Annotated in this window: 18 protein-coding genes and 1 pseudogene; 6 read left to right on the top strand and 13 right to left on the bottom strand. The window is 67.5% G+C overall.

Going from position 1 to position 16,422, the window contains the following annotated elements:
* Positions 1-7: 7 nt before the first annotated feature.
* Positions 8-175 (bottom strand): DUF1427 family protein, encoded by a 168-nt coding sequence (locus tag WS54_RS33385; protein ID WP_059785243.1) that lies wholly within the window; start codon positions 173-175, stop codon positions 8-10.
* Between the two features lie 168 nt (positions 176-343).
* Positions 344-1,030, bottom strand: coding sequence for a hydrolase (locus WS54_RS33380; protein WP_044847130.1), 687 nt, complete (start codon positions 1,028-1,030; stop codon positions 344-346).
* Between the two features lie 306 nt (positions 1,031-1,336).
* On the opposite strand from WS54_RS33380, the gene WS54_RS33375 reads away from it, so the two are divergent.
* Entirely contained in the window at positions 1,337-1,615 is a 279-nt protein-coding gene (locus WS54_RS33375; protein WP_059785246.1) for a XapX domain-containing protein, read from the top strand.
* A gap of 159 nt (positions 1,616-1,774) precedes the next feature.
* On the top strand, positions 1,775-2,683 hold the full coding sequence (locus WS54_RS33370; RefSeq protein ID WP_059785249.1) for a LysR family transcriptional regulator: 909 nt from the start codon (positions 1,775-1,777) through the stop codon (positions 2,681-2,683).
* A gap of 146 nt (positions 2,684-2,829) precedes the next feature.
* Here WS54_RS33370 and WS54_RS33365 read toward each other — a convergent pair whose 3' ends face one another.
* The 3 genes from WS54_RS33365 to WS54_RS33355 form a co-directional block, all read right to left on the bottom strand.
* Positions 2,830-3,567: a YoaK family protein gene (locus WS54_RS33365; protein ID WP_034209360.1), complete on the bottom strand. Its 738-nt coding sequence runs from the start codon at positions 3,565-3,567 to the stop codon at positions 2,830-2,832.
* Positions 3,549-3,761 (bottom strand): DUF1427 family protein, encoded by a 213-nt coding sequence (locus tag WS54_RS33360; protein WP_059785251.1) that lies wholly within the window; start codon positions 3,759-3,761, stop codon positions 3,549-3,551. Before WS54_RS33360 ends, WS54_RS33365 begins: the two co-directional genes overlap by 19 nt.
* Before the next feature lie 73 nt (positions 3,762-3,834).
* On the bottom strand, positions 3,835-4,020 hold the full coding sequence (locus WS54_RS33355) for a hypothetical protein (protein ID WP_156444563.1): 186 nt from the start codon (positions 4,018-4,020) through the stop codon (positions 3,835-3,837).
* A gap of 195 nt (positions 4,021-4,215) precedes the next feature.
* Here WS54_RS33355 and WS54_RS33350 point away from each other — a divergent pair, with 195 nt between their 5' ends.
* On the top strand, positions 4,216-5,091 hold the full coding sequence (locus tag WS54_RS33350; RefSeq protein WP_059785256.1) for an alpha/beta fold hydrolase: 876 nt from the start codon (positions 4,216-4,218) through the stop codon (positions 5,089-5,091).
* Positions 5,092-5,132: 41 nt separating this feature from the next.
* Positions 5,133-6,275, top strand: a complete 1,143-nt coding sequence (locus WS54_RS33345) for an FAD binding domain-containing protein (RefSeq protein ID WP_059785259.1) — start codon at positions 5,133-5,135, stop codon at positions 6,273-6,275.
* A 178-nt stretch (positions 6,276-6,453) separates the two neighbouring features.
* Here WS54_RS33345 and WS54_RS33335 read toward each other — a convergent pair whose 3' ends face one another.
* The 6 genes and pseudogenes from WS54_RS33335 to WS54_RS33845 form a co-directional block, all read right to left on the bottom strand.
* A complete protein-coding gene (locus WS54_RS33335) occupies positions 6,454-6,732 on the bottom strand; it encodes a DUF4148 domain-containing protein (protein WP_059785262.1) in 279 nt (92 codons plus the stop codon).
* Positions 6,733-6,901: 169 nt separating this feature from the next.
* A complete protein-coding gene (locus WS54_RS33330; protein WP_059785264.1) occupies positions 6,902-7,654 on the bottom strand; it encodes an amino acid ABC transporter ATP-binding protein in 753 nt (250 codons plus the stop codon).
* Positions 7,641-8,291 carry an amino acid ABC transporter permease gene (locus tag WS54_RS33325; protein WP_059785265.1) on the bottom strand — a complete coding sequence of 217 codons (651 nt, stop codon included), beginning with the start codon at positions 8,289-8,291 and terminating at the stop codon, positions 7,641-7,643. The genes WS54_RS33330 and WS54_RS33325 overlap by 14 nt, the downstream gene beginning before the upstream one ends.
* Entirely contained in the window at positions 8,288-8,974 is a 687-nt protein-coding gene (locus WS54_RS33320; RefSeq protein WP_059785268.1) for an amino acid ABC transporter permease, read from the bottom strand. Before WS54_RS33320 ends, WS54_RS33325 begins: the two co-directional genes overlap by 4 nt.
* 89 nt (positions 8,975-9,063) lie before the next feature.
* Positions 9,064-9,869 (bottom strand): annotated as a pseudogene (locus tag WS54_RS33315) (transporter substrate-binding domain-containing protein).
* Positions 9,866-10,096 (bottom strand): hypothetical protein, encoded by a 231-nt coding sequence (locus tag WS54_RS33845; protein WP_159086719.1) that lies wholly within the window; start codon positions 10,094-10,096, stop codon positions 9,866-9,868. Before WS54_RS33845 ends, WS54_RS33315 begins: the two are co-directional and overlap by 4 nt.
* Before the next feature lie 235 nt (positions 10,097-10,331).
* Between WS54_RS33845 and ansP the strand changes: the two genes are divergently transcribed.
* Positions 10,332-11,822, top strand: a complete 1,491-nt coding sequence (gene ansP / locus WS54_RS33310) for an L-asparagine permease (protein ID WP_059785270.1) — start codon at positions 10,332-10,334, stop codon at positions 11,820-11,822.
* Between the two features lie 68 nt (positions 11,823-11,890).
* Here the strand turns inward: ansP and WS54_RS33305 are convergent, their stop codons facing one another.
* Positions 11,891-12,196, bottom strand: coding sequence for a DUF4148 domain-containing protein (locus WS54_RS33305; protein WP_059785301.1), 306 nt, complete (start codon positions 12,194-12,196; stop codon positions 11,891-11,893).
* A gap of 210 nt (positions 12,197-12,406) precedes the next feature.
* Entirely contained in the window at positions 12,407-12,874 is a 468-nt protein-coding gene (locus WS54_RS33300; protein ID WP_059785273.1) for an MEKHLA domain-containing protein, read from the bottom strand.
* A gap of 276 nt (positions 12,875-13,150) precedes the next feature.
* Between WS54_RS33300 and WS54_RS33295 the strand changes: the two genes are divergently transcribed.
* A complete protein-coding gene (locus WS54_RS33295) occupies positions 13,151-16,390 on the top strand; it encodes an efflux RND transporter permease subunit (RefSeq protein WP_059785276.1) in 3,240 nt (1,079 codons plus the stop codon).
* Positions 16,391-16,422 lie beyond the last annotated feature (32 nt).

The raw sequence follows: 16,422 nt of genomic DNA, 5'->3' as shown, positions 1-16,422 counted from the left end.
TTGTTGATCAAAAGCCAAACAGCTGTTTCACGGTGGGTAAGGCCTGCACGCCGATCAGCATGCCGAGCAACCCGACCAGCGCAATCAGCGGCGGTGCGGGAGAGCGAATCTTGATGGCGCTGTAAATCACACCGATCAGCAGGCCCGCACCAAGGGAAACCAGATAAGGTTCCATGCGATAAATCTCCCGGACAAATTCAAATGCAGGCGTAGTGTTCCGAACGGCATGCCGCGGGCGGCATTCGCGTCTCTTTCACGTCCGCCGCCCGCGGCCATGGCGCCCATGCGGCGCGTTCGCATCGAACCCGCCGCACCGGCACCCGCCGTTGCAGGCCGTCCGCGCTTACTTCGCCGGAACGGCCGGGATCGACTCGTGCGGCGTCGCGGTGCGCTGCGGCGCCTTGTGGACCATCGTGTACGCGTAGTCCACGCCCATCCCGTATGCGCCCGAATGCTCCTTCGCGATCGCCATCACCGCGTCGTACGTCTCGCGGTGCGCCCAGTCGCGCTGCCATTCGAGCAGGACCTGCTGCCACGTGACCGGCACCACGCCGGCCTGCACCATGCGCTGCATCGCGAAGTCGTGCGCAGCCTGCGTCGTGCCGCCCGATGCGTCGGCGACCATGTAGATCTCGTAGTCGCCTTCGAGCATCGCGCACAGCGCGAACGTCGTATTGCAGACTTCGGTCCACAGGCCCGACACGACCACCTTCTTGCGGCCGTTCGCGGCGAGCGCGTCGCGCACCTTCTGGTCGTCCCACGAATTCATCGACGTGCGTTCGAGCGTCTTCTGGTTCGGGAACACGTCGAGCAGCTCGGGATAGGTGTGGCCCGAGAAGCTGTCGCTTTCGACCGTCGTGATCGTGGTCGGAATGTTGAAGACCTTCGCGGCCTTCGCGAGCCCGACGACGTTGTTCTTCAGCGTCTGGCGATCGATCGACTGCACGCCGAACGCCATCTGCGGCTGCTGGTCGATGAAGATCAGCTGGCTGTTGTGCGGAGTAAGTACTTCAAGCTTGGGATTGCTCATGATGGTGATGTCCTTTGACGCGAAGAAAGATGAGGCTTGCCTGGCCGACGAATCCACGAAGCGTCCAATGCGCCGAGTCGCAAGCGTCGGCAGCCGGCCTGCGCCATTCAATACGTGAACTTGCGGCCGCACCAGTTAATTGTTCTGATTTTCGCCACGCGCCGAATTCAGACTGAAAAGATCTGAATTTCATTGAATGCACTGACGACGAACGCGCGGACCTGATAGGCTGGCCCAAGACTTTCGGATCGACGCCAGCCCGGTAGTTATCCGTATCTTCAACGGCCGTCATTCCCTTCCAGACCCATGAAACCGTACATTGCTTCACTTCTCGCCGGCATCCTCGCCGGCGTCGTTTATGCGCTGATCGGCGTGCAATCGCCGGCGCCGCCCGCCATCGCGCTGGTCGGCCTGCTCGGCATCCTGGCCGGCGAGCAGATTCTTCCCGTGGTGCGACGGATGTTCGACGGCATCCGACTGGGAACCGCGTGGCGCGACGCCAAGTGCAGCCAGCACATGTTCGGCGCGCTGCCCGGCGCACACGCCGACGCTGCCGTGAAGCGCCGCGAATCGACGCCGACGTGACGTGTAGATGTCGAGCGAACGCGGCGTCGCCCCTGACCGTTGGCGCGCATGCGTGCGTGTCCCGGCACGTCGGGTGACGACCCGTTTTGAACCGTATTGGATTCAGCGTCGCTCGACGGCGCGACATCGCCCGATGCCCTTGCCGTCGCGACATTCCCCATGAAGCTGTCTTTCGAAGCACTCGAGGCACTGGACGCGATCGACCGCACCGGTACGTTTGCCGACGCCGCGGAGTTGGTGCACCGCGTGCCGTCCGCACTGACATACGTCGTACGGAAGCTCGAGAGCGATCTCGGCGTCGCGTTGTTCGATCGCAGCGGGCGTCGTGCGAAGCTCACGCACGCGGGCCGCATCGTCGTCGAGGAAGGCCGTCGTCTGCTTCACGCTGCCGAACAGCTTGAACGGAAGGCGCAGCGCGCGCAGCAAGGTTGGGAAACCGAGATCCGCGTCTGCATCGCCGAGATACTGCCCTTCGACATGCTGTGGCCATATGTCCACGCGTTCTACGATCTCGAAATGGATACGCGGCTGCGACTCTCCACCGAAGTGCTCGGCGGCACCTGGGACGCGCTGATTTCGCGGCGGGCCGATCTGATCGTCGGCGCGGCCGGCGAGCCGCCGGAACTGCCGGACATCGTCGCGCAGCCGATCGGCACGCTGCGGCACGTGTTCGTGGTCGCCCCGACCCATCCGCTCGCCGCGCTGCCCGAACCGCTGTCGATGGCATCGATCGTCGCGTATCGCGGCGCGGTGATCTCCGACACGTCCCGCGAACTTCAGCCGCAGTCGGCCGCGCTTGACCCTGGCCAACCGTATCTCGCGGTGCCGACGCTCGCTGCGAAACTGGCCGCGCAATGCGAGGGGCTCGCGGTGGGTACGCTCCCGGACTGCATCGCGGCGCCCGCGATCGCGCAAGGCAGGCTCGTCGCGCGGGAAGTCATCGGCATGCGCGACACGACCCGTTGCTATATCGCGTGGCGCGCCAACGAAGCCGGGCGCGCGCTACGCTGGTGGGTCGAACAGCTCGGTCACCACGACCTCGTCGACCGGTTCACCGCGCGCGCGTGACGCTGCGCTTTCTGCGAACGGTCGAGCGGTCGAGCGTTTGCCGACCTGCATCAACCGTTCCCGAAATCGGCGTCGAAAGAATGAAGAGCGGAGCGGCTTCGCCGCCCCATTCCGCACGCAGCCGACGTCGCGTGCGGAATCGGCGTTCAGCGCGACACGGACGGCTCGTCGGTCCGACCGGATCGCCAGGTGAGGAAGCCGAGCGCCGCGAGCGGCAGCGCCAGTGCCCAGAACCCGGCGTACAGGTAGGCGCTCGCCCCGGCGCCCGCGCCGAGCGCGAATCCGGCCACCGGCGGCAGCGTGCGCCGCAGCCGCGCGCGTGCGGCTTCCCGTTCGGCCGGCGCGGCGATCGGCACGAGCCAGTCGAACGCGTCGATGACCGCCTGCGTGACGTTGCCGGTCATCACGGTGTTCGCGACGACGGTGCGCGCGGTCAGCCGGCCGTGCGCGTTCTGCACGCCCATTGCCGCCGCACCGAGCAGCCCGCAGACGATCGTCGCGGGCGCGTCGGCGCTGCCGATCGGCGACGCCGCGACGCCGGCGAGCATGAATCCGGCCAGCAGGATCGTCTGCAGTGCGTACAGCGCGCGCGCCCGCGGGCCATGCCCGCGCACGCGCATCCGGTGATCGAGCAGGCGGGCGGCCACGATCCCCGCGATGAATGCCGGAAACGCGAGCCACTTGATCATGAGGCCCTGACCGACACCGGCGAGGCCCGAGCCGATCAGGATGAAGTTGCCGGTGACGTGCGCGGTAAAGAGCCCGAACAGCGCGACGAAGCCGAGCGTGTCGACATAGCCGGCGATCGATGCGAGGAACACATCCTCGCCGCGCAGGTGATCGGGGGCCGCCGCGCCCGCTGTCGTTACTTGCACGGGCTGCATGTCGTGGCTTCCGCGGTTGTGTAGGCGGTGTCCGCATCGCGGACCGGTGCGGCGGGCGGGGTCGCCCGCTCGTCGAAGACGATGCCGAGCCGGCACGCGAGCGCGATCAGCGGCGCCGCGGGCGATTGCACGCGCACGCGGTGGTACGGGAAGCCGACTGCGATGGCGGCTCCCGGCGAGATCAGATGAGGCATGGTCCGTTCCGATTGCGCCGCCGGCCGGGCCGACAGGATGGCGCCCGACCCGTGCGGCGGTTCTGACGCAAGACTAGGGAACGCCCGCCTGAAAGTCATGGCGGCGAACTGAATTTTCCTGAAAGCGCCGCACGACGCGCGGCTCGGCACGGCGCCCGCCCGCGTGGCCGGCCGCGGCGGGGCGCGCGTACGACATCGCGACGCCGACCTCCGAAGCACAGCGCAACGCGGAAATCGAACGGCAGATCGACGCGTTCATCAACGGCACGCCGGCCGCGCTGAAGCGTGTCGCGTCCGACGCATCCGCGACGCGCACGCGCCGCAAGCGACGCAGCGGCGCCACGCTCGAGCCGATTCAGAACGATTCAGCCGCGACGCGCGTCGCCTGCCCTATGCTCGGACAGCACCGGACGCGTGCCGTATCGCGCACCGCCCGCAGAACCGGGATTCCCCCATGACGACCGACACGCTTGCACTCACCCATCACACCGTTACGGCGAACGGCATCCGCCAGCACGTCATCGACGCCGGCGCCGGGCCCGTCGTCGTGCTGCTGCACGGCTTCCCCGAAACCAGCTTCGCGTGGCGCTTCCAGATTCCGGCGCTCGCGCGGCACTATCGCGTGATCGCGCCCGACCTGCGCGGCTACGGCGAAACCGACAAGCCCGCGGCCGGCTACGACAAGCGCAACATGGCGCGCGATCTCGCCGCGCTGCTCGATGCGCTCGGCATCGAGCGCATCGCGCTCGTCGGGCACGATCGCGGCGCACGTGTCGCGACGCGTTTCGCGAAGGACTTCCCCGAACGCGTCGACCGGCTCGTCGTGATGGACAACGTGCCGACGCGCATCGTCGCGCAGAACATGACCGCGCAAACGGCGCGCGCATACTGGTTTTTCCTGTTCCATCAGGTGCCCGACCTGCCGGAGGCGCTGATCGCCGGCAAGGAAGCCGAATGGCTCGGCTATTTTTTCGCGGACTGGTGCTACGACCCGCACGCCATCGCGGGCGACGCGTTCGACACCTACGTGCGCGCGTACCGGCGCCCGGGGGCCGTGCGCGGCGCACTGGCCGACTATCGCGCGAACGCGGAAGACGTGCAGCAGGACCTCGTCGATGCCGACGTCAGGATCGCGTGCCCGACCATGGCGATCTGGGGCGAGGATTTCTACGCGGTCGGCAAGATGTTCGACATGCAGGCCGTATGGGAAAGCATGGCGACGAACCTGCGCGCCGAGCCGATCGCGCAGTGCGGACATCTGCCGCACGAGGAACAGCCCGAGCGCGTGAACGCGCTGCTGCTCGACTTCCTGCGCGGCTGGGCCGGTTGACGCAACGCGCGCCGCACGCGGCGTCATCGGAGGAACACCGGATGGAACACGGATCGGGCCGCAAGGCCGTCATCGCCGGCGGATCGGTCGGCGGGCTGTTCGCGGCGACCGCGCTGCGCGCGGCCGGCTGGGACGTCCGCGTATTCGAGCAGTCGCCGTACGCGCTCGACAGCCGCGGCGGCGGCATCGTGCTGCAGCCGCCGATCGAGCGCGCGTTCGCGTTCGGCGGCGTAGCGCTGCCGCGCGACGCCGGCGTCGATTCGGTCGACCGGATCTACGTCGACACGCAGGACCGGATCGTGCAGCGCGTCGCGATGCCGCAGACGCAGACCGCGTGGAACGTGATCTACACGGCGCTCAAGCGCGCGCTGCCGGCCGGGGTCATCCAGGCCGGCGACGCGTTCGCGCGGTTCGAGCAGGACGGCGAGCGGATCGTCGCGCATTTCGCGAGCGGCCGCGCCGAGACGGCCGACCTGCTGATCGGCGCGGACGGCGGCCGCTCGACCGTGCGCGCGCAGTTGCTGCCGGACCTGCGCCCGACGTATGCGGGCTATGTCGCGTGGCGCGGGCTCGTCGACGAACGCACGCTGCCCGAGCAGGTGCTGTATCTGCTGCGCGAACGCTTCACGTTCCAGCAAGGCGACCGGCACCTGTTCCTCACCTATCTGGTGCCCGGCGCCGACGGTGCGACCGAACCGGGCAAACGGCGCGTGAACTGGGTGTGGTACCGGCGTCTGGCGTCCGACCGGCTGCCGTCGCTGTTCCTTGCGCGCGACGGCACGCAGCGCGACGGGTCGCTGCCGCCCGGCGCGATGCGCGACGACAACCGCGCGGCACTCGTCGACGCCGCCGACCGGATGCTCGCGCCGACGCTCGCCGCGCTCGTCGATGCGACACCCGCGCCGTTCGCGCAGGCGATTCTCGATCTCGCGGTCGAGCGGATGGCTTTCGGGCGCGCGGTGCTGCTCGGCGACGCCGCGCGCATCGTGCGCCCGCACACGGCGGCGGGCGTCGCGAAAGCGGCGGACGACGCGGTCGGTCTCGCCGAAGCATTGCGCGACGTCGCACGCGGCGCCGCGTTCGATGCCGCGCTGGCAGGCTGGGACGCCCGTCAGCGTGCGGCCGGTGCGCTGCTGTCCGCGCGCGGGATCGCGCTCGGCGCGCGGCTGATGGGCACCGCGTGAAGGTGCGCCGGCCGTCTGTCGGCCGCCGCGCGGTACGGATCGCCCTCGGGATTCAGCGCACGCAACACGCTCGCGCGCCCGCCGTCGTCCGCGGGCAGTTGCGGCTGCCCGCGCGCGAAAGCCGGGGTCGCGGCTGCCGCCAGCCACGCGGCGATCGCCAGCCCCTTCGCTCGGCGCTTCATTGCGCGCTCGCGGTTGGGACGGACGCCGACGTCGCGGCCGTTGCCATGTGCCGGTCGCCATGTGCGATCGCATACAGTTCGCGATTGCGCGCAATCGTCTCCGTGCTCGGCGGATAGTCCGATTTCGGCGTCGGCAGCGTACCGTCGCGCTCCGCACGAATCAGGTCGGCGCGCACGTCGGCGCGCGTGAGCGCACGGTCGGCGGTTTGCGCGAATGCGACGATCGGTGCGCTCAGCGCACAGGACAGCAGGACTGCACGAATCAGCTTGCTCATGACGTTCACCTCCGAAAATGGCGTGTTCGCGTCCGCAGATCAGGCCGGACATCCGCTCCGCATCGATGCGACGAGGAGTGGTATCCATTCTGCGATTCGCGCGCTTTCCGGAAGGTGAGGCTTCGATTACGGTCTTGTCATCCGATCGCGGCCCGGCCGCACGGCAGCATCAGTCGACGCGTAACGGCGCCGTGTGCCGGACGGTGCCCAGAAACCGCGTCAACTCCACGGTCTGCGGCCGCTCGAAGATCTCGTCGGGCGTCCCGCTCTCCCACACGCGCCCCTGGTGCATGAACACGATCCTGTCGCTCACCGCACGCGCGAAGTTCATCTCGTGCGTGACCATGATCAGCGTCATGTCCTCGCGCGCGAGCTGCTCGATGACCCCCAGCACCTCGCCGACCAGCTCGGGATCGAGCGCGGACGTGATCTCGTCGCACAGCAGCACGCTCGGCTTCATCGCGAGCGCACGCGCGATCGCGATGCGTTGCTGCTGGCCGCCCGACAGGTGTTCCGGAAACGCGTCGAACTTGTCGCCGAGGCCGACGCGCTCGAGCATCAGCTCCGCGATCGCACGTGCCTGCTGACGGTGCGCCTTCTTCACCACCGACTGCGCGAGCATCACGTTCTGTCCGGCGCTCAGATGCGGAAACAGGTTGTACTGCTGGAACACCATGCCGACCTTCAACCGCAGCGCACGCAGGTCCGCGTGCCGTGCATCGACGCGTTCTCCGTCGATCGAGATCGTGCCCGCGTCGATACTCTCGAGCCCGTTGAGCGTGCGCAGCAGCGTGCTCTTGCCCGAGCCGCTGCGGCCGATGATCGATACGACCTGCCCGCGCTCGACGGACAGATCGATGCCCTTGAGCACATGATGGGTGCCGAAATGCTTCTCGACACCCCGGGTTTCAACGAGCGGCATGCCATCTCCTTTGCAACGTGCGCGCATAACGGGTCAGCGGATAGCAGAGCGCGAAATAGATCAGCGCGACGAGGCCATACACGACGAACGGCCGGAACGTCGCGTTCGAGATCGCGATGCCGACCTTCGTCAGCTCGGTGAAGCCGATGATCGACACCAGCGCCGTATCCTTCACCGCCTGCACGCCGAAGCCGACCGTCGGCGCGATCGCGATGCGCGCGGCCTGCGGCAGGATCACGTGACGCAACTGCTCGACGTAACTCATCGCCAGGCTCGCCGACGCCTCCCACTGCCCTTTCGGCACCGCCTCGACACAGCCGCGCCAGATTTCGGCCAGATACGCGCTGGTGAAGAACGTGAGCCCGGCCGTGGCCGCGACCCACGGCGAAACGTCGAGCCCGACGAGCGGCAGGCCGAAGAACACGATGAACAGTTGCATCAGCAACGGCGTGCCCTGAAACACTTCGATATAGAGCTTCGCGACGCCACGCAGCACCGTCGAGCTCGATACGCGCATCACGAGCAGCCCGAGACCGACGAGGCCGCCCGTCACGAACGACACGAGCGACAGCACGATCGTCCAGCGCGCGGCCAGCAGCAGGTTCGCGAGAATTTGCCCAAACGTGAAATCGATCATCGCGCACCTCGCACGCGGCGGGAGAACAGGCGGCGTCCCATCGCGCCGAGCGTGGCGCGCAGCAACAGCGCCATGGCCAGATACGCGAGCGTGATCGCGAAGTACGTCTCGAATGCGCGGAAGTTGCGCGACTGGATGTAGCCGGCCGCATAGGTCAAGTCGGCCACCGAGATCTGCGACACGACCGCCGAACCGAGCATCGTGATCACGATCTGGCTCGACAGCGCGGGAAACACCTTGGCGAGCGCTTGCGGCAGCACGACGTGGCGCAGCATCTGCGCGTGCGACATCCCCAGCGCGGACGCCGCCTCCAGATGCCCGTTCGGCACGGCGGCTACGCCCGCGCGGACGATCTCGACCGAGTACGCGCCGAGATTGAGCGTCATCGCCAGGATCGCGGCCGTGTATTCGTCGATGTGCACACCGAGCGCCGGCAAGCCGAAGAAGATGAAGAACAGCTGGACGACGAATGGCGTATTGCGAATCGCCTCGACATACGCGCCGATCAGCGGGCGCAATCGCACGGCCGCGCGCGCGTCGGCACTGTATGCGGCTGCACCGAGCACGCCGAGCGCCACGCCGAGCACGGTCGCGACCGCGGTCAATGCGAGCGTGATCGCCGCGCCGCTCGCGAACACGCCGGCGTACTCGGCGAGCTCGCCGAATTGAAGCTGGTAGCTCATGGGAAATGGGTCGATTTGGGTTCGGACAACGACACGCACCGCGCCGGCCATGCCGGCCGCGGCGACGTGTCAGGCGACACGGCGTTTCGTCACAGTCCGACCGGCAACGGCTGGCCGAGCCACTTCCGCGACATCTCGCCCAGCGTGCCGTCCTGCTTCGCATGCGCGATCGCGTCGTCGATCTTCGCGAGCAGGCGCGGCTCGTTCTTGTTGACGCCGACGAAGCACGGCGAATTCTTGATCACGAACTTGACCTCGGGGCGGCGCGGCGGATTCTTCGCGAGAATCGCCGCCGCGACGATGTTGCCGGCCGCGATCAGTTGTACTTGCCCCGACAGGAACGCCTGGATCGTCGCGTTGTTGTCCTCGAAGCGCTTGATCGTCGCGTTCGGCGCGAGCTGCGACAGCGCAATCTCCTCGAGCGCGCCGCGTGTGGCGCCGACCGTCTTGCCGGTGAGGTCGGCGGGCGCGCTCACCTTCACGTCGGAAGGCCCGAACACGCCCTGGAAATACGGTGCGTAAGCGCTCGAGAAATCGATGACCTTCTCGCGCTCCGGCGTCTTGCCGAGCGACGAGATCACCATGTCGACCTTGTTGGTCGTCAGGTACGGATCCGGTTCGCGCTGTTCACGGGCACCAGCTTCAGCTTGACGCCGAGCGCCTTGGCGAGGAGTCCTGCCATGTCGATGTCGTAGCCCTGCGGCTGCATGTCCGTGCCGACCGAGCCGAACGGCGGATAGTCCTCGGGCACCGCGACGCGCAGCGTGCCGTTTTTCGCGATGGTGTCGAGCGCATCGGCATGGGCCGGCGCGGCGGCGAACAGCGCGATCACGGGTGCGGCGATCAGTGCAGCCAGCCAGGTGCGGCGGGGGAACGGTCGGGTCGTCGGTCTCACGGTGAATCTTCCTTGTCTGGTGTGTCGTCTTCGGGCAGCGCGCAACGATTGCGCGGCCGACACCACTCCAGCAAAAACCAGGCCATCGCCATGAAACGCTTGCTGCTCGGACCCGCGACGGAATTTCGGCGGAACCGCATTCCCCATTTCGGTGCGCGCGCCGCCACCCGCGGCAGCGGGTGCCCTCGCAGCGCGCGCCGGCGCACCAGATTAACTGGCTGGTTCATCCGCCACCGTGGTCCCATGCACGGATTCGAACAGGCTTAGTCCAAATTTGCATGCCGTTTGTGACCGGAATTACGGCTGAATACGTTCGCGGCGTACCGTGCCTTTCGCCGCGCCCGGCGAATCGCAGTCCGGATGAGTGCGCTCGATTCCGCGCCCTGCTCCTCCGGTACCGGTGGTCCCGATCGATCCGCGGTCGGGATGAATTCAATCCCATCCGTGCGCGAGGATACCGTCATGGCATCGATTCCCGAACCGTCGACAACCGGCGAAACCGACAAACGCAGCTGGCTCGAATCGCACGAAGCCGGTTATCACAAGACCCTCGGCAATCGACAGGTGCAGATGATCGCGATTGGCGGGGCCATCGGCACCGGGCTCTTTCTCGGCGCCGGCGGCCGGCTGCAGGCCGCCGGCCCGTCGCTCGCGATCGTCTATCTGGTGTGCGGCGCGTTTTCGTTCCTGATCCTGCGCGCGCTCGGCGAGCTCGTGATGCATCGCCCCAGCAGCGGCAGCTTCGTGTCGTACGCGCGCGAATTCCTCGGCGAGAAGGCATCGTTCGTCGCGGGCTGGATGTATTTCCTGAACTGGGCGATGACCGGCATCGTCGACATCACCGCCGTCGCGCTCTACATGCATTACTGGGCGCCGTTCGCGGCCGTGCCGCAGTGGATCTTCGCGCTCGTTGCGCTGTGCATCGTCGCGACGATGAATCTGATCGGCGTGAAGTGGTTCGCGGAGATGGAGTTCTGGTTCGCGCTGGTCAAGGTCGCCGCGATCGTGCTGTTTCTCGTGATCGGCGCGGCGATCCTCGGCACGGGCATGCCCGTGGCCGGCCATGGCACCGGCATGCATCTGATCACCGACAACGGCGGGTTCTTTCCGCACGGACTGATGCCGGCGCTGGTGCTGGTGCAAGGCGTGGTGTTCGCGTTCGCCGGCGTCGAACTGGTGGGCACGGCCGCCGGCGAATGCAAGGACGCGCGCAAGGTGCTGCCGCGCGCGATCAACAACGTGATCTGGCGCATCGCGATCTTCTACGTCGCATCGGTCGTGCTGCTGGTCTGCCTGCTGCCGTGGAGCGCGTACAAGGCGGGCCAGAGCCCGTTCGTCACGTTCTTCGGCGCGCTCGGCGTGCCGGGCATCGGCTCGGTGATGAACCTGGTGGTACTGACGGCCGCGCTGTCGAGCCTGAACTCCGGCCTGTATTCGACGGGGCGCGTGCTGCGCGCGCTGTCGATGGGCGGCTCGGCCCCCGCGTTCCTCGCGCGGATGAGCGCGCAATCCGTCCCGTACGCGGGCATTCTGGTGACGGTCGCGATCTATGTGGTCGGCGTGCTGCTCAACTATCTCGTGCCGTCGAGCGTGTTCGAGATCGTGCTGAACATCGCGTCGCTCGGCATCATCAGCACATGGGGCTTCATCGTCGTGTGCCAGATGAGGTTCCGCGCCGCGGTCCGGCGCGGCGAGGCGGACGACGTGTCGTTCAGGATGCCCGGCGCGCCCGTGACGTCGTGGCTCACGCTGCTGTTCCTGCTCGGCGTGCTGGTGCTGATGGCGTTCGACTACCCGAACGGGACATGGACGATTGCATCGATCCCGCTGGTCGCGCTGCTGCTCGTAGCGGGCTGGAAGTGGTTGAGCCGCCGTGCGCGCCGTGCGTTGCTCAAGCCGACGATTCCGTCGGTCACGCTCACGCAGAACGTGCTCGAGAAGGGCGAGCACTGAATCGCGGCGGCATGCGTGCCGTCGATCGATCCGCCGCCGGCACCGCGGGCGGCGGTCGATCGCCGCGTTCAGTGATGCTCGTACAACTGCTGCGTGTCGAGCGACGCGAACGATGAGGTCGCGGGCTTTGCAGCGTCGGTCGGCCGTGCAGCGGCCGATTGCGCTTGCTGCGCGGCGACCTTCGCCTCGGCCGCCTGGATGTCTTCCGGATAGTAAGGATCGCTGCCGATCGGCCGGTAACCGGCCTTTTCGACGCGGACAAGATCGGCGCGCACGTCGGCACGCGTGAGCGCATGGTCGGTGGTTTGCGCAAATGCGACGATCGGTGCGCTCAGCGCACAGGAAAGCAGGACTGCACGAATCAGGTTGGTCATGATGTTCACCTCACAAGATGGCATGTTTGCGTCCGCAGATCAGGCCGGACATCCGCTCCGCATCGATGCGATGAGGAGTTGTGTCCATTCTGCGATTCGCGCGCTTTCCTGAAGGTGAGGCTTCGATTACTGTTTTGTCATCCGGGGCGCCGACGCACGTCGGGCACGGCGCAGGCCCGCGACGTGCTCGTTGCGAGGCGATCGTCGCATTCACGCAGACGCGTCGAGCGGCTGCACTTCCGGGATCATCGCGGCCTGGCCACGCACGATTCCGTCTGCGTCCATGAGTTGCCACACGGTCGCGCGTTCTATCCAGAACCGCTTGCCGGACTTCGTCACACGCACGCCGCGATATCCAGACACGAAGCCGTCCCGCGTCACCTTCTCGAGGAACGACTGGCGCTCGCGGCGCTCCATCGGTTCCGCCGACAGCCGGGACGGCAACGCCGTCAGTTCATCCCAGTCGTATTCGAAAATCGCCTGCGCGCGCTTGTTGCCGTACACGAACACCGGATCGGCCGATGCGTCGTGCGCAAGAATGCCGAACGGTGCCGTGCCGTACAGCCACGCGGCGCCGTCGGATGCGTTCATGCCGTCCGGAACGAGTGGGCGGTTCAGCAGCCGGCGGTAGGAGTCGGCAAGAAGAAGGTAAAAGTTTGCATCGGTGCGCAACGACATCGGTCAGGCTCCTGAAATCGGCGAGACAGGCGAACGCGCGAAGGTTCGCGCGCCGGACATTATAGGGACGAAGCCGCGCACCGCCGTCGTCGCGGGGACGGTCTCGAGCAGCCCACATCGGGCGCGACACCGCACGCAGCACGGCCGACGACGCCCCGCCCATGCAGATAACGGTTTCGTAATCCTCGAGTCAGGGTCGGGTCAACGCCGCGCCGGCAGACTGCACGCTCGTCGCATCGAATACGCAAACCGAGCCCTGCTTCGAGGAGCACCGTCATGTGGATCGTCCGGCTGGCGTTACGCAGGCCCTACACGTTCGTCGTACTCGCGCTGCTGATCTTCATCGCGGGACCGCTCGCGCTGCTGCGCACGCCGACCGACATTTTCCCGAGCATCGACATTCCGGTCGTCAGCATCGTCTGGTCGTACAACGGCTTCTCCGCGGAGGACATGGCCAAGCGGATCACGTCGAACTACGAACGCGCGCTCACGTCCGACGTCGACGACATCGAGCACATCGAATCGCAGTCGCTGAACGGCGTGTCGGTCGTGAAGATCTTCTTCCACCCGGGCGCCGACATCAATCGCGCGATCGCGGAAGCCGCGAGCAACGCCGCGTCGATCCTGCGCATCCTGCCGCCCGGCACGCTGCCGCCGAACATCATCACGTACAACGCGTCGACGGTGCCGATCCTGCAGCTCGGGCTGTCGAGCGACACGCTCGCCGAGCAGCAGCTGTACGACCTCGGCAACAGCTTCATCCGCACCCAGCTCGCGACCGTCCAGGGCGCGGCCGTGCCGCTGCCGTTCGGCGGCAAGATCCGCCAGATCGTCGTCGACCTCGATACGCGCGCACTGCAGGCGAAAGGACTCGCGCCGATCGACGTCGTCAACGCGATCAATGCGCAGAACCTGATCCTGCCGGGCGGCACCGCGAAGATCGGCACGCACGAATACAACGTGCAGATGAACGGCAGCACGCAAACGGTCGCCGCGCTGAACGACCTGCCGGTGAAGACGATCGGCGGCAATGTCGTGTACGTGCGCGACGTCGCGCACGTTCGCGACGGCTACGCGCCGCAGACCAACATCGTGCAGGCGGACGGCAAGCGCGCGGCGCTGCTGACGGTCGAGAAAACCGGCAGCGCGTCGACGTTGACGATCATCGACCAGGTGAAGGCGATGCTGCCGAAGATCGCGGCCGGGCTGCCGAAGGCGCTGCACATTGCGCCGCTCGACGATCAGTCCGTGTTCGTGAAGGCAGCGGTCCAGGGCGTCGTGCGCGAAGCGCTGATCGCCGCGTGCCTGACCGCGCTGATGATCCTGCTGTTTCTCGGCAGCTGGCGCGCGACGCTGATCATCGCGGTCACGATCCCGCTCGCGGTGCTCGCGTCGCTGCTCGCGCTGTCCGCGCTCGGCCAGACCATCAACATCATGACGCTCGGCGGGCTCGCGCTCGCGGTCGGGATCCTCGTCGACGACGCGACCGTCGCGATCGAGAACATCACGCATCATCTCGAGCGCGGTGCGCCGCTCGAGGATGCGATCCTGACCGGTGCGGGCGAGATCGCGGTGCCGACCTTCGTGTCGACGCTGTCGATCTGCATCGTGTTCGTGCCGATGTTCCTGCTGACGGGCGTCGCGCGCTATCTGTTCGTGCCGCTGGCCGAGGCCGTGATCTTCGCGATGATCGCGTCGTACTTCTTCTCGCGCACACTGGTGCCGACGCTCGCGATGGCGCTGATGCGCGCCAAAGGGAGCGGCCGGCCGCCGCGCGGCGTATTCGCACGCATCGCGCGTTTCCAGGCTGCGTTCGAGCATCGCTTCGAGGCCGTGCGGCTGCGCTATCGCGCGTTGCTGTCCGCGGCGATCGCGCGGCGGCGCCGCTTCGCGGCCGCGTTCCTGCTCGCGTGCGTCGCATCGACGGGCCTCTACGCGTTCGCCGGTCAGGACTTCTTCCCGTCGGTCGACACCGGCGAGATCCGTCTGCATCTGCGCGCGCCGACCGGCACGCGGATCGAGGAAACCGCGCGGCTGACCGACGAAGTCGAAGCGAAGATCCGCGGCGTGATTCCGGCGAACCAACTCGCCGGCGTGCTCGACAACATCGGCGTGCCGGTGAGCGGGATCAACCTCACGTACGATTCGTCGGACCCGATCGGCACCGAGGACGCCGACGTGCTGATCACGCTGAAGCCGAACCACGCATCGACGGCCGCCTACGTCGCGACGCTGCGCAACGTGCTCGCGCAGTCGTTCCCCGGCGTGACGTTCGCGTTCCTGCCGGCCGACATCGTCAGCCAGATCCTCAATTTCGGGCTACCCGCGCCGATCGACATCCAGATCGTCGGCAACAAGCTCGACCAGAACCGCGCGCTCGCGAATGCATTGCTCGCGAAACTGCGCGGCGTGCGCGGACTCGTCGACGCACGCATCCAGCAGCCCGGCGACGAACCGGCGATCGACGTGAACGTGGACCGCACGAAGGCGATCCAGGCGGGCCTGCAGCAGCGCGACGTCGCGCAGAACCTGTTGATCGCGCTGTCCGGCAGCTCGCAGACGACGCCGAACTTCTGGCTCGATCCGCGCAACGGCGTCAGCTACCCGGTGCTCGTGCAGACACCGCAATACACGGTGAATTCGCTGCAGTCGCTCGCGAACGTACCGCTGCCCGCCGGCACCGCGAGCACGCCGCAGACGCCGGCCGGCGGACCGGCCGCGGGCGCGCCCGCACAGAACCTGCTCGGCGCGCTCGGCACGTTCTCGCGCTCGACCCAGCAGGCCGTGGTGTCGCACTACAACGTGCAGCCGGTGCTCGACATCTTCGCGGCGGTGCAGGGGCGCGATCTCGGCGGCGTCACGGCCGACGTGACGAAGCTCGTCGACGCCGCGCGCGCGCAGCTGCCGCCCGGCTCGTCGATCGTGCTGCGCGGCCAGGTGCAGGCGATGCACGAGTCGTTCTCGGGCCTGCTCGGCGGCCTCGCGCTCGCGATCTCGCTGGTCTACCTGCTGATGGTCGTGAACTTCCAGTCGTGGCTCGATCCGCTCGTGATCGTCGGCGGGCTGCCGGCGTCGCTCGCCGGCATCGCGTGGATGCTGTTCGTCACGGGCACCACGCTGTCGGTGCCCGCGCTGACCGGCACGATCCTGTGCATCGGCATCGCGACCGCGAACAGCATTCTCGTCGTGAACGCGGCACGTGAGCTGCTCGCGGCCGGCGCGCCGCCGTGGCAGGCCGCGCTCGACGCAGGCTTCAGCCGCTTCCGGCCCGTCGTGATGACCGCGCTCGCGATGCTGATCGGCATGTTGCCGATGGCGCTCGGCCTCGGCGACGGCGGCGAGCAGAACGCGCCGCTCGGCCGCGCGGTGATCGGCGGGCTCGCGTTCGGCACGTGCTCGACGCTGCTGTTCGTACCGGTGCTGTTCGGCTTCGTTCACGCGTGGCTCGCGCGGCGTCGCGACGCCGCGGCCGCCCGGCGTGTGCAGCACGCACCCGACACGCCAGCGCTGCGTTGAGTGCAGACGGCCGCCCCTTCTCATCCTTCGAT

It is taken from the genome of Burkholderia sp. NRF60-BP8, assembly GCF_001522585.2.
Classification (GTDB): domain Bacteria; phylum Pseudomonadota; class Gammaproteobacteria; order Burkholderiales; family Burkholderiaceae; genus Burkholderia.
The sequence above is the reverse complement of the archived record's forward strand: the minus strand, read 5'-3'. Positions and strand labels throughout refer to the sequence as shown.

Coding starts and splice junctions, on each gene's coding strand:
- WS54_RS33385 (WP_059785243.1), bottom strand. CDS start 175: ATGGAACCTTATCTGGTTTCCCTTGGTGCGGGCCTGCTGATCGGTGTG.
- WS54_RS33380 (WP_044847130.1), bottom strand. CDS start 1,030: ATGAGCAATCCCAAGCTTGAAGTACTTACTCCGCACAACAGCCAGCTG.
- WS54_RS33375 (WP_059785246.1), top strand. CDS start 1,337: ATGAAACCGTACATTGCTTCACTTCTCGCCGGCATCCTCGCCGGCGTC.
- WS54_RS33370 (WP_059785249.1), top strand. CDS start 1,775: ATGAAGCTGTCTTTCGAAGCACTCGAGGCACTGGACGCGATCGACCGC.
- WS54_RS33365 (WP_034209360.1), bottom strand. CDS start 3,567: ATGCAGCCCGTGCAAGTAACGACAGCGGGCGCGGCGGCCCCCGATCAC.
- WS54_RS33360 (WP_059785251.1), bottom strand. CDS start 3,761: ATGCCTCATCTGATCTCGCCGGGAGCCGCCATCGCAGTCGGCTTCCCG.
- WS54_RS33355 (WP_156444563.1), bottom strand. CDS start 4,020: ATGAACGCGTCGATCTGCCGTTCGATTTCCGCGTTGCGCTGTGCTTCG.
- WS54_RS33350 (WP_059785256.1), top strand. CDS start 4,216: ATGACGACCGACACGCTTGCACTCACCCATCACACCGTTACGGCGAAC.
- WS54_RS33345 (WP_059785259.1), top strand. CDS start 5,133: ATGGAACACGGATCGGGCCGCAAGGCCGTCATCGCCGGCGGATCGGTC.
- WS54_RS33335 (WP_059785262.1), bottom strand. CDS start 6,732: ATGAGCAAGCTGATTCGTGCAGTCCTGCTGTCCTGTGCGCTGAGCGCA.
- WS54_RS33330 (WP_059785264.1), bottom strand. CDS start 7,654: ATGCCGCTCGTTGAAACCCGGGGTGTCGAGAAGCATTTCGGCACCCAT.
- WS54_RS33325 (WP_059785265.1), bottom strand. CDS start 8,291: ATGATCGATTTCACGTTTGGGCAAATTCTCGCGAACCTGCTGCTGGCC.
- WS54_RS33320 (WP_059785268.1), bottom strand. CDS start 8,974: ATGAGCTACCAGCTTCAATTCGGCGAGCTCGCCGAGTACGCCGGCGTG.
- WS54_RS33845 (WP_159086719.1), bottom strand. CDS start 10,096: ATGAACCAGCCAGTTAATCTGGTGCGCCGGCGCGCGCTGCGAGGGCAC.
- ansP (WP_059785270.1), top strand. CDS start 10,332: ATGGCATCGATTCCCGAACCGTCGACAACCGGCGAAACCGACAAACGC.
- WS54_RS33305 (WP_059785301.1), bottom strand. CDS start 12,196: ATGACCAACCTGATTCGTGCAGTCCTGCTTTCCTGTGCGCTGAGCGCA.
- WS54_RS33300 (WP_059785273.1), bottom strand. CDS start 12,874: ATGTCGTTGCGCACCGATGCAAACTTTTACCTTCTTCTTGCCGACTCC.
- WS54_RS33295 (WP_059785276.1), top strand. CDS start 13,151: ATGTGGATCGTCCGGCTGGCGTTACGCAGGCCCTACACGTTCGTCGTA.